This is a genomic window from Wenjunlia tyrosinilytica (genome assembly GCF_014646055.1).
GTDB classification, from domain to species: domain Bacteria; phylum Actinomycetota; class Actinomycetes; order Streptomycetales; family Streptomycetaceae; genus Wenjunlia; species Wenjunlia tyrosinilytica.
Window position 1 is genome coordinate 158,884 of the sequence record NZ_BMMS01000012.1, and the last position, 12,377, is coordinate 171,260.

Sequence of the window (12,377 nt, forward strand, 5' to 3'; positions counted from 1 at the left end):
GGCGACCTCTGCGCAGACGATTACTCCATGAATACCCCGACGTCGAGGAACTCCGGCACCGCCGCGACGGAACGGCGCGCCGACGAGCGGGCTCTCGCCGAGCTCCAACGGCGGCACGGACGCCCCCTGCTGGGCTTTCTGCTCGGCCCCACCCACGGGGACCGGCAGCACACCGAGAGGAACAGCCCGGAGCGTTCCTCAAGGCGGTCCGTTCCTTCCTCGTTCCGGCCCGACGCGCTTGCGGCAGGACGCTTCCGCGGCCCGACGCTTCGCGGGGGCGCCCCCTGCCCCTGGGCCGACTCCCGGTAGGCATCGCTGAGCGGCTTGGTGGCGCGACAGGCACGGCGGTGCACCTCTTCCACGCGGATGCCCGGTTCCTCGGCCGTCCCGGCGGGTGAACTGCGCAGGACTTGCAGATGCCGGAGCACTTCGCGGTCGCCCGCCTCGAGTCCGTCCAGCACGTGGAGAAGGTCCTGCCGCGGCGGCATCACCGTCCGGTGACCGATCGTCATGTCACCGACTCGCAACCGTGGATCGCTGCCCGTCTTCGTGCCTGTCGCGCTCGCCTTCACGTTACGAGCGGGGCATCCCCGCCTGAAGCGCCGTGTTCACGGCAGTCGTTGAGCGGCACGGTAGCCGCGCCGGGCGGTCGTTCCGGCCGGACAAGCGGTTGGCCGCCGGGCCGCGCCGACGCCCCCCGACTGACTGTTCCATCAGTCAGCGCGCGGCTGACGGCGCAGTGGCGGCCCCGAGTGAACTCCCGCCCGGTACTTGGGAATACGGGCGGTGACCTTCATTCCGGCGCCGACCCCGGTCTCGATGACGAGGCCGTGGTCGTCGCCGTACACCTGGCGCAGCCGCTCGTCCACGTTGCACAGGCCGATGCCGCTCGACGGGCCGCCCTCACCGCGCAGGATCTGCCGCAGGCGCTCGGGCTCCATGCCCACCCCGTTGTCCTCGATCACCACGACCGCCTCGGCGCCCTCGTCACTGGCCGAGATCGTGATGCGGCTCTTGGCCACCGAGTCCTCCAGGCCGTGCTTGACCGCGTTCTCCACCAGCGGTTGCAGGCACAGGAACGGCAGGGCCACCGGCAGCACCTCGGGCGCGATCTGGAGGGTGACGTCGAGCCGTTCGCCGAAACGGGCGCGCACGAGCGAGAAGTACTGCTGGATGGAGTGCAGTTCGTCCGCGAGGGTGGTGAAGTCCCCGTGCCGGCGGAACGAGTAGCGGGTGAAGTCGGCGAACTCCAGCAGCAGTTCGCGCGCCCTCTCGGGGTCGGTGCGCACGAAGGAGGCGATGGCGGCGAGCGAGTTGAAGATGAAGTGCGGGGAGATCTGGGCGCGAAGGGCGCGGATCTCGGCCTCTATGAGCCGGGTCCGGGAGCGGTCGAGTTCGGCGAGTTCGAGCTGGACCGAGACCCAGCGGGCCACCTCGTTCGTCGCCCGCACCAGTACCGCGGACTCCCGCGAGCCGAACGCGGCCAGGGTGCCCAGCGCCCCGTTGTCCGCCGTCAGCGGAGCCACCACCGCCCACCGCACCTGGCAGTCCATGTCGTCGCAGGTCACGGGGAACGCCTGGCTGCGCCCGTTCTCCAGGACCTGCCCCACCTGCTCCATCACCTGCGCCCGGTGGTGGCCTCCGGAGCCGTCCCAGGCGAGCACGGACGCCTGGTCGGTCAGGCACAGCGCGTGGGTGCCCAGCAGCGAGCGCAGCCGCCGCGCCGCCTTGCGCGCGGTGTCCTCCGTCAGCCCCGCGCGCAGCGGGGGCGCGGCCAGCGACGCGGTGTGCAGGGTGTGGAAGGTGGCCCGCTCCACGGGAGTGCCCAGGTCCTTGGCCCGCCCGCCGCGCGCGCTCAGCCGCCCGAACGCCGCGCCCGCGGCGAACAGCGCCACGGCCGCCGCCACGGTCCCCAGCACACACAGCGCGATCACTGTCCCACCCCCTGGACCCTCTCGACCGGTCCCGCCGCCCCCTCGGGCAGGTGGAGCCGGGCCATCGTGGCACCGGTGCTGGCCGGGATCGCGGCGCGGGTGGCCAGCGACACCAGCACCATCGTCAGGAAGCCCAGCGGCACCGACCAGACGGCGGGCCACGCGAGCAGGGCGTGGGGCCAGCCGTGCTGCGGCCGGCCCGAGATCGTCGCGGCCACCGCCGCCAGCGCCGACCCTCCCCCGACCAGCAGCCCGGACAGGGCCCCCGCCGCGGTCAGCCCCCGCCACCAGATGCCGAGCACGAGCAGCGGGCAGAACGAGGAGGCGGAGACCGCGAACGCCAGCCCGACCGCGTCCGCCACGGGCAGATTGCTCACCGCGGCGTTGGCCGCCGTCGGAACCGCCATGGCCAGGCACGTCGCCAGCCGGAAGTGGCGTATCCCCAGCGACGGCAGCACATCCTGCGTCAGCACCCCCGCCACCGACAGGGTCAGCCCCGAGGCGGTGGACAGGAAGGCCGCGAACGCGCCGCCCGCGAGCAGGGCACCGAGCAGGTCCCCGCCGACGCCGCCGAAGAGCTTGCCCGGCAGCACCAGGACGGCCGCGTCGGTGTTCCCGGTGAGCAACAGCTCGGGCGCGTAGAGCCGCCCCAGCGCCCCGTAGACGGGCGGCAGCAGGTAGAACGCCCCGATCAGGCCGAGGACCACCACCGTGGTGCGGCGGGCCGCGCGCCCGTTGGGACTGGTGTAGAAGCGCACCACCACGTGCGGCAGCCCCATCGTCCCGAGGAACGTGGCGATGATGAGACCGTACGAGGCGTAGAGCGGATGGTCGTCACGGCTGCCGGACAGCGGCCTGGACCACCGCGATCCTGCGCTGCTGTACGCCCCGTTCGTCGCCTCGGGTACCGCCGTGCCCTTGGCGAACTCCAGCACCGTGCCGGCGTCGATGCGGTGGGGTCCGGGTGGCAGCGCGACCTTGTCACCGGTGTGCCGCACCCCGTCGATCCGTCCGTGCACCGCGACGCCGAGCGGGTCCTTGATGTTCAGCCTCAGGGTCTGCTCGACCGTCACCTTGGTGCGTTCGCGGAAGGTGGCGGGCTCGTCGAAGGTCGTACGCGGAGCGCCGTCCCCCTGCCACGCCAGCACCAGGAAGATCGCGGGCACGAGGAGCGCGGTGAGCTTGAGCCAGTACTGGAAGGCCTGCACAAAGGTGATGCTGCGCATGCCGCCCGCCGCCACCGCGGCGGTCACCACCACCGCGACCAGCGCCCCGCCGAGCCAGCGCGGCGCCCCGGTCACCACCCCCAGGGTCAGCCCCGCGCCCTGGAGCTGGGGCAGCAGGTAGAGCCAGCCGACCCCGACGACGAACGCGCTGGCCACCCTGCGCACCCGTTTGGACTCCAACCGGTCCTCGGCGAAGTCCGGGAGAGTGTAGGCGCCCGACCTGCGCAGGGGCGCGGCCACGAAGACCAGCAGGACCAGATAGCCCGCCGTGTAGCCGACGGGGTACCAGAGCATGTCCACACCCTGCGCCAGCACCAGGCCCGCGACGCCGAGGAAGGAGGCCGCCGACAGGTACTCACCGCTGATCGCCGCCGCGTTCAGCCGCGGCGGCACACTGCGGGAGGCCACATAGAAGTCGGAGGTGGTGCGCGAGATACGCAGACCGTAGGCGCCGATGAGGACGGTCGCCAGCACCACGACGGCGACCGCCGCCACTGCGTACGCCTGGTTCATCCGCGCTTCACTCGACGAGATCGGCGAAGTCGCGCTCGTTGCGCTCGGCGCGGCGCACGTACCAGCGGGCGATGACGATCATGAACGGGTAGGCGGCGGCGCCGAGCACGGCCCACACCAGCGTCGGGCCCGCGGGCCACAGCGACAGATCGCTCGGCAGGAGGGAGAAGACGACGGGCAGTGAGCCGAGGACGACGGCGAGGACGGCGAACGCGGCCAGCCCGGCCCGCAGTTGGCTGCGCATGAGAGAGCGCACATACGCGGCGCCCAGGGTCGTCTGCTCGTTGATCTCCGACTGCGTGCGCACCGGACGGCCCATCCGCGCGGTCCTACGCGGCACTCCGGTGACGACCTCGCGCCTGGGGGCTGGCTCGACCGACACGGTGACCCCTCTTCTTGGGCATGCCTCCGGCGCGAACGACCTGGCGGGTTTGGAGTCTAAGCAGGCCAGGGGGTCGCGCGGTAGACAGGAGGGTCACATTTCGGTTACTCGGCAGCACTCAGTTACTGAGCACACGATTCAGGTCACTGTGGGCGATCTCGAGCTCCACATAGGACTGCTCGGCCCTGCGGAAGGCCATCTCCAGCGCCACCGCCGCACCCGGCTCGGTGACGCGGTACGCCGACTCCCGCACCTCATAGAGGACATCGGCCCAACGGCCCGCGATGCTCTTGATCCGGTTCAGCAGGACGGCCAACTCCTGCGAGTCGCGGGGTGAGTCGGCGGGGATCCGCCGCAGTTCCTCGAGCAGCGCGTTGATGTCGGACATTCGGCCCCTTCTTCGCGCCGCCCCCGGTACAGGTCGTACGCGCTCAACACTAGGTCCGGTGGAGCGCGGAACCCGGCCGATGGCAGCCGCCGATCCGTGGACGGCCGGTTTCGGGCGGTGAACGGTCGAAGGGGAACGATCAGCGGTCCTTCGCCTGCCGGACGAGCAGGTCACGCAGCTCCCTGGCGTGCCTGCGGCTCACGGCCAGCACCGCGTCCCCGATCCGCACACTGAGGCTTCCCGCGTCCAGGCGCAGTTCGTCGATGCGCTTGAGCGCCACCAGGTGGCGCCTGTGTATGCGGACGAAGCCGCGGCTGCGCCAGCGCTCCTCCAGCGAGGACAGCGGGATGCGGACCAGATGGCTGCCGTTCCTGGTGTGCAGACGGGCGTAGTCGCCCTGCGCCTCGACGAAGGTGATCTCGTCGATCTCCACGAAACGGGTGACGCCCGCGAGTTCGACGGGGATGTGGTCCGGCACCGTGTCCGGCACGTCGTCGCGGTTGTGCGCGGGCTCGGGCCGCGCTCCGGCGGCGGCCGGTGCGGGCTCCTGGCCGCCGCGCCCGCGGCCGGCGCCCGCCCGGGAGAGTTCGGCGACCCGGCGCACGGCCTCGGCGAGCCGCTCCTTGCGGACCGGTTTGAGCACGTAGTCGACGGCCTTGAGGTCGAACGCCTGGACGGCGAAGTCCTCGTGGGCGGTGACGAACACGATCAGCGGGGGATCGGCGAACCCGGCCAGCAGCCGTGCCATTTCGAGGCCGTTGAGCCCGGCCATGTGGATGTCGAGGAAGACGACGTCGATGGCGTCCTCGCCGTCGGGTCCGGCTTCGAGGGCGCGCCCGATCGTCCGCAGCGCCTCGGTCGCGTCGAGGGCACCCGACGCCCGTTCGATCCTCGGATCGGAGCGCAGCAGATAGAGCAGCTCCTCGAGCAGGGGCTGCTCGTCGTCCACCGCCAGAACCCGCAGCATGTCCGGTGAGTGTAGGTGCTCTCCCATCACCGGTCGATCATTCGTCCGGTCCGGGCTGTTCGGGCCGCCTGGCAGCGCCTGCACCGCCCTCGACCGGGCCGCCGAACAGGTCCTCCTCGGTGAGCACCGCCAGGAGGGAGGGCGCCTCGGCGTTCCCGGCCCTTCCTCGTCCCCGGCCCTTCCTCGTCCCCGGCCCTTCCTCGTCCCCGGCCCTTCCTCGTCTCCTCGTCCCTGACCTTTCCTCGTCCCCGGCCTTTCCTCGTCCCCGGCCGCCTTGGGTACCGTGGCCGGGCAAACCCCCGCGTCCACCGCCCGTCCGCCCCTGCCTGCCTACTGCCTGCCTCCTGCCGCCTGCCCCGCCCCGCCCCGCCCAGAGGAGCCCTCGCGCCCATGCCCGAGCAGCCGTCCGGTCCCCCGCCGAGCACCGCGACGCCCGTCGACGCGGTGACCGCCCCCGTCTCGGCGGCGGCCCCGGCGCGCCGGACCGGACTGCTGGTGACGCTCATCCTCGGCTCGCTGACCGCGCTCGCGCCGCTGTCGATGGACATGTACCTCCCGGCGCTGCCGCAGGTGACCGACTCCTTCCGCACCACCACCTCGCAGGTGCAGCTGACGCTGACGGCGTGCCTGGCCGGCATGGCCCTGGGGCAGCTCGTGGTGGGGCCGCTCAGCGACGCGCTCGGCCGGCGGCGGCCCCTGCTCGTCGGCATGGTGGTCTACGTTCTGGCCACGGCGGCCTGCGTGGTCGCGCCCAATGTGCCCGCCCTCGTCGGCTTCCGGCTGGTGCAGGGGCTCGCTGGAGCGGCGGGGATAGTGATCGCCCGGGCGATCGTGCGGGACCTGTACTCGGGTCTGGACGTGGCCCGCTTCTTCTCCACCCTCATGCTCGTCTCCGGAGCGGCGCCCGTCGTCGCCCCGCTGATGGGCGGGCAGGTGCTGCGCTTCACCCAGTGGCGCGGTGTGTTCGTCGTCCTGACGGTGATCGGTGTCGTGCTGACCGCGCTGGTCGCGCTGTGGTTGAAGGAGACCCTGCCCGAGCAGCGGCGTCGGCCGGGCGGGCTGGGGCAGACCCTGCGGACCGTGCGGGAGTTGCTGCGGGACGCCGGATTCAGCGGATATGTGCTGGCGGGCGGTTTCTCGTTCTCGGCGCTGTTCGCCTACATCTCCGGCTCGCCGTTCGTGCTCCAGGAGGTCTACGGCGCCTCTGCGCAGACCTTCAGCCTGCTCTTCGGCGTCAACTCGCTGGGCCTGGTGCTGATGGGGCAGATCAACGGCAAGGTCCTCGTCGGCCGGGTCCCGCTTGACGCGGTGCTGGCGATCGGCCTGGGCATTGTCCTGCTGGGCGGCTGCGGGCTCCTTCTGCTGGCCTCCGGGGTCTTCGGCGAGGTGGGTCTGGGGCCCGTGGCGGTGGCGCTGTTCGTCCTCGCCTGCGGCCAGGGGCTGACGCTTCCCAACACCGCGGCGCAGGCCCTGGCCCGCACCCCGCACGCGGCCGGGACCGCCTCCGCGCTGCTGGGCACGGTGCAGTTCCTCCTCGGGGCGCTGTCCACCCCGCTCGTGGGCCTGGGCGGTGAGGGCACGGCGGTGCCGATGGGTGTGGTGATGGTCGGCTGCGGCGCGGTCGCCACTGTTCTCTTCCTCGGCCTGTGCCGCCCCTGGAGGGGCGGGCCCGACCAGGAGCCCTGATCCTCTGTCACCGGCCACCGGCCACCGGACCGGGATCGTTCGATCCGGCGCCGGTCCCGCCCCCTTCGGACGGACCCCGGCTGTTCGGACGGACCCCGGCCGTTCGGATGATTCGGACGGACCCCGGCCGTGACGGACCCCGGCCGTTCAGATGATGGGCACCGCCCGGCCGGTCACCCGCACCCGGGCGTCGGCGGGGTCGAGGTGCACCAGGAGATCGCTCGGGCGCCCCATGTCCTCGCCCTGCCGGATGGCGATCGTGGAAGGCTCGCGCACCAGCCCGGTCGTGAGCAGGTAGCCGCCGAACGCCGCCGCGGCCGCCCCCGTCGCGGGGTCCTCCACCACGCCGCCGACCGGGAACGGGTCACGGGCGTGGAAGCGGTCCTGCGTCTCGCGCCAGACCAGCTGAACGGTCGTCCAGCCGTGGCGCCCCATCACCTCGGCGAGCCCGTCGAAGTCGTAGTCGAGGTCGGCCAGGCGGGCGCGGGATGCCGCGGCGAGGACCAGGTGCTCCACTCCCCCGAAGGCGACATGCGGTGTGAAGCCCGGATCGAGGTCGTCGCGCGACCACCGCAGCGCCGTCAGCGCCTCGGTCAGCTCGTCCTCCCGCGCGGGCCGGGAGCGGGTCTCGACGCTGGTGAGGGTCGCCGTCACCGCTCCCTCCTCGGCCGAGGTCGCCACCGTGATCTCACCCGCGGGAGTGTCGAAGACGAGCTCGCCCGGACCCATGCGCTCGGCGAGCGCCACCGCCGTCGCGACGGTCGCGTGCCCGCAGAAGGGGACCTCGGCGAGAGGGCTGAAAAAGCGGAGCCGGAAGCGGCGCTCATCGTCGTCCCGGCCCGTGATGAACGCCGTCTCCGAGTACCCCACCTCGGCGGCGAGGGCCAGCATCGCCGGGTCGTCGAGGCCGGAGGCGTCCAGGACGACACCGGCGGGGTTGCCTCCGGCGGGGTCGTCGGTGAACGCGGAGTAGCGCAGCACATCGGTGAGGGAACGCTCATCGGTTTCCATGTCCCCCACGTTTCCACTCCGGAGCCATCGCGTCCAACGATTGATACCGATGAGTCTCATCGGGAAACTCGATAGTCTGTGCGCATGGACACGCGCCTGCTGCGGACCTTCGCCGCCCTCGCCAGGACCGGGAGCTTCACCGCCGCGGCCGCGGAGCTCCACCTCGCCCAGTCCACGGTCACCGTCCACATCAAATCCCTGGAACGGGAGCTGGGCACCCGGCTGTTCGACCGGCTGCCGACCGGGGCGCTGATCACGGACGGCGGACGCAGGCTGCTGGAGCGGGCCGAGGGCGTCCTCGACGCGGAGACACGGCTGCGCGAGGCGGCGGCAGCGACGGGCAAGGGGGCGGTGCGGGGCCGGGTCGTCGTGGGAGCGGCGGAGTCCCTGTGCTCGACCCGGCTGCCGGGCGTGGTCACCGCGCTGCGCCGCACCCATCCCGAGGTGGAGGTGTCGCTGTTCGCGGCGGGCACGGCGAAGGCGGTCGAGGGCCTGCGGTCGGGGCGGCTCGACATGGCGCTCCTGCTGGAGGAGGAGGCCGACTTCACCGATGTGGCCGCCGAACCCGTCGCCAGGGAGCCGCTGGTCCTCGTGTGCGCCCCGGACCATCCGATGGCCGTCCGGAAGTCCGCAGCCGATTGGCCGGAGCTGGCGCAGGAGAGCTTCTTCCTGCTGGAACAGGGCTGTTCCTACAGCGACGAGCTGGAGCGGCGGCTGCTGGCGGTGCCGGGGGCCCGGCCCCGGCTGACCCGTTTCGGCAGCGTCGACGCGGCCCGCTCGTGCGTCGCCGCCGGGCTGGGGCTCACCCTGCTGCCGCGCACCACCGTCGACGAGGCGCTGGGGCAGGGGCGGCTCGCGGTGGCGGCGGCTCCCCCGTTCCCCGATGTCCGGGTGTGGTTGGCGAGGCACCGCAGGCGGTGGGTCCCGCCCGCGGCGGCCGCCGTCGTGGAGGAGCTGGCGCGGCACTTCCCCACCGGCTGAGGCCCGGCGGCCGACCCGGCGGCCGTCGGCGAGGCGGTCCGCGCGGGCAGCCGGGGCAGCGCGCGCGGTAGGGGTGGTACGGGCGGTACTTGGGGAGCCAACCGTGCGCGCGGGCAGTCCATTCGGGCGGTCCATCCGCTCGTCGGGTGGTTTCGGGAACCCGCTACGGGTAGTGATCGTTGGACGGATAGGGCAAAGAGAGAGTCAAGTGTTCAACCGAATCACACATCCGATTGGTGCGCGCCCAGCACCGGGAATGAGCAGATAACCATGGGTGTCAGCCTCTCCAAGGGTGGCAATGTCTCCCTGACCAAGGAAGCGCCCGGTCTGACCGCGGTGACCGTGGGCCTCGGCTGGGACGCGCGCACGACGACGGGCGCGGACTTCGACCTCGACGCCAGCGCCCTGCTGGTCAAGGAGGACGGCAAGGTCGTGTCCCCGCAGCACTTCGTGTTCTTCAACAACCTCAAGAGCCCCGAGGGATCCGTCGAGCACACCGGTGACAACCTCACGGGTGAGGGCGAGGGCGACGACGAGGCGATCAAGGTGCACCTCGAGGGTGTGCCCGCCGAGGTGCAGAAGATCGTCTTCCCGGTCTCCATCTACGAGGCCGAGGGCCGCGGCCAGAGCTTCGGCCAGGTGCGCAACGCGTTCATCCGCGTGGTGAACCAGGCCGGCGGCACCGAGATCGCCCGCTACGACCTCACCGAGGACGCCTCCACCGAGACGGCGATGATCTTCGGCGAGCTGTACCGCAACGGAGCGGAGTGGAAGTTCCGCGCCGTCGGCCAGGGCTATGCCTCGGGCCTGGCGGGCATCGCGCAGGACTTCGGCGTCAACGGCTGACCCGCCGCGGGCGGCCCGCGCGGATCACGCGGGCCGCGCCTGCCGCTGGGAAGCCTCGAGAAGCCGCGAGGAGCCTCGGAAGAAGCCGCGAAGAAGGCATGCAGAAGGGGAGCGAGGAGGCAGGTATGGCAGGGTTTCTGGACCGCGCCAAGGAGCAGGCCCAGCGCGCTCTGAACGAGGGCAAGCAGAAGGTCGACGAGGTGCAGGCGGGACGCACCGGCCATGACCTGCTGCGCAGACTCGGCGCCGCGTACTACGCCGAGCAGCGGGGCCAGGGTTCGCCCGAGGCGGTCGCCGCCGCGGTCCGTGCGCTGGATGAGCACATCCGGCTCAACGGTGACGCCTTCCTGCGCGACAAGCACTAGCGGGGCTGTTCATACCCACCCCCGCACCGCCTTCGCCGTCTCCGGGTTGGCCGGGAGGAATGTCTCCATGGCCAGCTCGGAGACGGTCACGTCCCAGGGGCTGTTGAAGGTCGAGACCGCCCCGATGAAGGCCAGCTCCCGACCCCGGTGCCGCAGCCGCAGCGGGAGGGCGAACGAGGTCTCGCCGAGCTCCTGACCCACGTCCTGGTGGCCGGGCGGTGCCGGGAAGTCCTTGATCTCGTCGTGGAGGCGCGTCAGCACCTCGGCCTGGTGCACGGCGATGTGCCGGCGCAGGCGTTCCAGCAGATTCTCCCGCCACTGCTTGAGATTGAGGATGTGCGGGGCCAGCCCCTCGGGGTGGAAGGTGATCCGCAGAGCGTTGGCCGGGGGCTCCAGCAGATGCCCGGCCACGCCCTCCAGCAGCACCGACATGCTCCGGTTGGCCGCAACGAGGTCGTACCCGCCGTCGACGACCACGGCGGGGTACGGGTCATGGGCCTCCAGCAGCCGTTCGACGGCGGCCCGAAGGCCGTCCATCGAGGGATCGGCCAGCGAGGTCTCCCCGTAGACGGGGGCGTAACCGGCCGCCACCAGCAGGGTGTTGCGCTCCCTGATGGGCACGTCCAGATGCTCGGCGAGCTTGAGCACCATGGCCTGGCTCGGCCTCGACCGACCGTTCTCCAGGAAGCTGACGTGGCGCGCCGAGGAGTCGGCGCGCAGCGCCAGTTCCAGCTGGCTGATCCGTCTGCGCTCCCGCCACTGCCGCAGCAGCGGGCCGACCTGCGCCCACGTCGAGGAGGCGGGGGCGGCACGGAAAGCCGGGGAGGCGGGATTGGCCGGGGAGGCGGGTTCGGCCTTGGACGCGGGACGGGCCTTGGACGCGGGGGAAGCCGTCACTGCTCGACGTCACCTCCGCCGCCCATGCCTCCGTCACCCGTGCCTCGGTCACCCATGCCTCCGTCACCGATGCCTCGGCCACCGATGCCTCCCTCACGACTGCGTCCGTCACCGCTGTCGACCGGCGGCCAGGCGTCCCCCCAGGATGTGTCGCGGGCCCGCCGGTACAGCGGACCATGGCGCTTCTTCGTCACGACGGCCTGCCCCAGCGCCTCCTCCCGTGTGCACAACTGGAGCGAGACCATGCCCTTGCGCCGGCCCGGGTGGCGCATCACCCGGTTCTCGGCCCTCGGCAGCGGGACCCGGGAGGCGATGACGTAGCTGACCTTCTCGTCCTCGTAGGAGAGCGAGCCGCCCTTGACCTGGCGGTGGAGGGAGGAGCGGCTGAGCCGGACGGCGAAGTGGCACCAGTCCTCGCCGGGGACGATCGGGCACCGGCCGTTGTGCGGGCAGGGCGCCACGACGGACATCCCGGCCGCAATGAGCCGGTCGCGGACCTCCCGGATGCGGGCGTACCCGGCCGGGGTGCCCGGTTCGACCACGGCCACGACGCCGCCGTGGTCGATGAGCTGGGAGACGACCGTTGCGCGGTCCTCGTCCGTCAGCTCGCCGAGGACGTAGGAGACGGTGAGGAGGTCGGCGTCCGGCAGGTCGAGCCCGGCGCCGATGGACTCCTTGCGCCACTGGGCGCTCTTGAGCGCGGGTGAGGAGGACGCCAGCTCACGGCCGAGGTCGAGGGCCGCGTCCGACCAGTCGAGCACGGTCGTCGAGGCCACCCGCGGCCACGTGTCGGCCGCGGCCCAGGCGGCGGCCCCGGTGCCCCCGCCGACGTCCACATGGGTGCGCGGGGCCCACTCGGGAGCGAGCCGGGCGAACTCGCCGAGGGCGAAGCGCACGGCCGCGTAGGTCGCCGGCATCCGGTAGGCGGCGTAAGCGGCCACGTCGGCCCGTGAGGCGAGCAGCGGCTTGTCGGTGGCCATGGTGCCGCGGTAGTTGTCCATGAGGCGGTCCACGGCGCGGGCCACCTGGCCGGCGGGCAGTCCGGCGAGCACGCGAGAGAAGGCGAGCCCCAGCTCCTCGGGCAGTTCCATCGGTCCATCCTCCCACTTCACGGACGACGCGCGGTTGCGGGAAGGACCATGCCGTGCCGATCATCGTTCGTCGTACCCGCTTGCCCGCCG

The 12,377-nt window shown here is 72.2% G+C and carries 13 protein-coding genes; 5 read left to right on the forward strand and 8 right to left on the reverse strand.

The features are described 5' to 3' along the window. The first annotated feature begins 27 nt into the window (after positions 1-27). Positions 28-309: a hypothetical protein gene (locus IEY86_RS15565; protein ID WP_189132357.1), complete on the forward strand. Its 282-nt coding sequence runs from the start codon at positions 28-30 to the stop codon at positions 307-309. A gap of 404 nt (positions 310-713) precedes the next feature. Here IEY86_RS15565 and IEY86_RS15570 read toward each other — a convergent pair whose 3' ends face one another. The 5 genes from IEY86_RS15570 to IEY86_RS15590 form a co-directional block, all read right to left on the reverse strand. Further along, complete coding sequence (locus tag IEY86_RS15570; RefSeq protein WP_373287030.1) at positions 714-1,934, reverse strand: sensor histidine kinase; 1,221 nt, start codon at positions 1,932-1,934, stop codon at positions 714-716. Continuing rightward, positions 1,931-3,673: a sodium/solute symporter gene (locus tag IEY86_RS15575; RefSeq protein WP_189132277.1), complete on the reverse strand. Its 1,743-nt coding sequence runs from the start codon at positions 3,671-3,673 to the stop codon at positions 1,931-1,933. The genes IEY86_RS15570 and IEY86_RS15575 overlap by 4 nt, the downstream gene beginning before the upstream one ends. 7 nt (positions 3,674-3,680) lie before the next feature. After that, a complete protein-coding gene (locus IEY86_RS15580) occupies positions 3,681-4,055 on the reverse strand; it encodes a DUF485 domain-containing protein (RefSeq protein ID WP_189132278.1) in 375 nt (124 codons plus the stop codon). Positions 4,056-4,173: 118 nt separating this feature from the next. Then, entirely contained in the window at positions 4,174-4,443 is a 270-nt protein-coding gene (locus IEY86_RS15585; RefSeq protein ID WP_189132279.1) for a hypothetical protein, read from the reverse strand. 139 nt (positions 4,444-4,582) lie between these two features. Continuing rightward, complete coding sequence (locus IEY86_RS15590; RefSeq protein WP_189132280.1) at positions 4,583-5,410, reverse strand: LytR/AlgR family response regulator transcription factor; 828 nt, start codon at positions 5,408-5,410, stop codon at positions 4,583-4,585. 390 nt (positions 5,411-5,800) lie between these two features. Between IEY86_RS15590 and IEY86_RS15595 the strand changes: the two genes are divergently transcribed. Continuing rightward, a complete protein-coding gene (locus tag IEY86_RS15595; protein ID WP_189132281.1) occupies positions 5,801-7,096 on the forward strand; it encodes a Bcr/CflA family multidrug efflux MFS transporter in 1,296 nt (431 codons plus the stop codon). 147 nt (positions 7,097-7,243) lie between these two features. Here IEY86_RS15595 and IEY86_RS15600 read toward each other — a convergent pair whose 3' ends face one another. Further along, positions 7,244-8,107, reverse strand: coding sequence for a PhzF family phenazine biosynthesis isomerase (locus IEY86_RS15600; RefSeq protein ID WP_189132282.1), 864 nt, complete (start codon positions 8,105-8,107; stop codon positions 7,244-7,246). 84 nt (positions 8,108-8,191) lie between these two features. On the opposite strand from IEY86_RS15600, the gene IEY86_RS15605 reads away from it, so the two are divergent. From IEY86_RS15605 to IEY86_RS15615, 3 genes are all read left to right on the forward strand, one after another. Next, positions 8,192-9,088, forward strand: coding sequence for a LysR family transcriptional regulator (locus IEY86_RS15605; RefSeq protein ID WP_189132283.1), 897 nt, complete (start codon positions 8,192-8,194; stop codon positions 9,086-9,088). A 270-nt stretch (positions 9,089-9,358) separates the two neighbouring features. Continuing rightward, positions 9,359-9,934, forward strand: coding sequence for a TerD family protein (locus IEY86_RS15610; RefSeq protein ID WP_189132284.1), 576 nt, complete (start codon positions 9,359-9,361; stop codon positions 9,932-9,934). 125 nt (positions 9,935-10,059) lie between these two features. Further along, entirely contained in the window at positions 10,060-10,299 is a 240-nt protein-coding gene (locus tag IEY86_RS15615) for a hypothetical protein (RefSeq protein ID WP_189132285.1), read from the forward strand. A 9-nt stretch (positions 10,300-10,308) separates the two neighbouring features. Here the strand turns inward: IEY86_RS15615 and IEY86_RS15620 are convergent, their stop codons facing one another. Both IEY86_RS15620 and IEY86_RS15625 read right to left on the reverse strand, forming a co-directional pair. Then, entirely contained in the window at positions 10,309-11,070 is a 762-nt protein-coding gene (locus tag IEY86_RS15620) for a helix-turn-helix domain-containing protein (RefSeq protein ID WP_229698467.1), read from the reverse strand. A gap of 122 nt (positions 11,071-11,192) precedes the next feature. After that, a complete protein-coding gene (locus IEY86_RS15625) occupies positions 11,193-12,287 on the reverse strand; it encodes a small ribosomal subunit Rsm22 family protein (protein ID WP_189132287.1) in 1,095 nt (364 codons plus the stop codon). Positions 12,288-12,377: the final 90 nt, after the last annotated feature.

Coding starts and splice junctions, on each gene's coding strand:
- IEY86_RS15565 (WP_189132357.1), top strand. CDS start 28: ATGAATACCCCGACGTCGAGGAACTCCGGCACCGCCGCGACGGAACGG.
- IEY86_RS15575 (WP_189132277.1), bottom strand. CDS start 3,673: ATGAACCAGGCGTACGCAGTGGCGGCGGTCGCCGTCGTGGTGCTGGCG.
- IEY86_RS15585 (WP_189132279.1), bottom strand. CDS start 4,443: ATGTCCGACATCAACGCGCTGCTCGAGGAACTGCGGCGGATCCCCGCC.
- IEY86_RS15590 (WP_189132280.1), bottom strand. CDS start 5,410: ATGCTGCGGGTTCTGGCGGTGGACGACGAGCAGCCCCTGCTCGAGGAG.
- IEY86_RS15595 (WP_189132281.1), top strand. CDS start 5,801: ATGCCCGAGCAGCCGTCCGGTCCCCCGCCGAGCACCGCGACGCCCGTC.
- IEY86_RS15600 (WP_189132282.1), bottom strand. CDS start 8,107: ATGGAAACCGATGAGCGTTCCCTCACCGATGTGCTGCGCTACTCCGCG.
- IEY86_RS15605 (WP_189132283.1), top strand. CDS start 8,192: ATGGACACGCGCCTGCTGCGGACCTTCGCCGCCCTCGCCAGGACCGGG.
- IEY86_RS15610 (WP_189132284.1), top strand. CDS start 9,359: ATGGGTGTCAGCCTCTCCAAGGGTGGCAATGTCTCCCTGACCAAGGAA.
- IEY86_RS15615 (WP_189132285.1), top strand. CDS start 10,060: ATGGCAGGGTTTCTGGACCGCGCCAAGGAGCAGGCCCAGCGCGCTCTG.
- IEY86_RS15625 (WP_189132287.1), bottom strand. CDS start 12,287: ATGGAACTGCCCGAGGAGCTGGGGCTCGCCTTCTCTCGCGTGCTCGCC.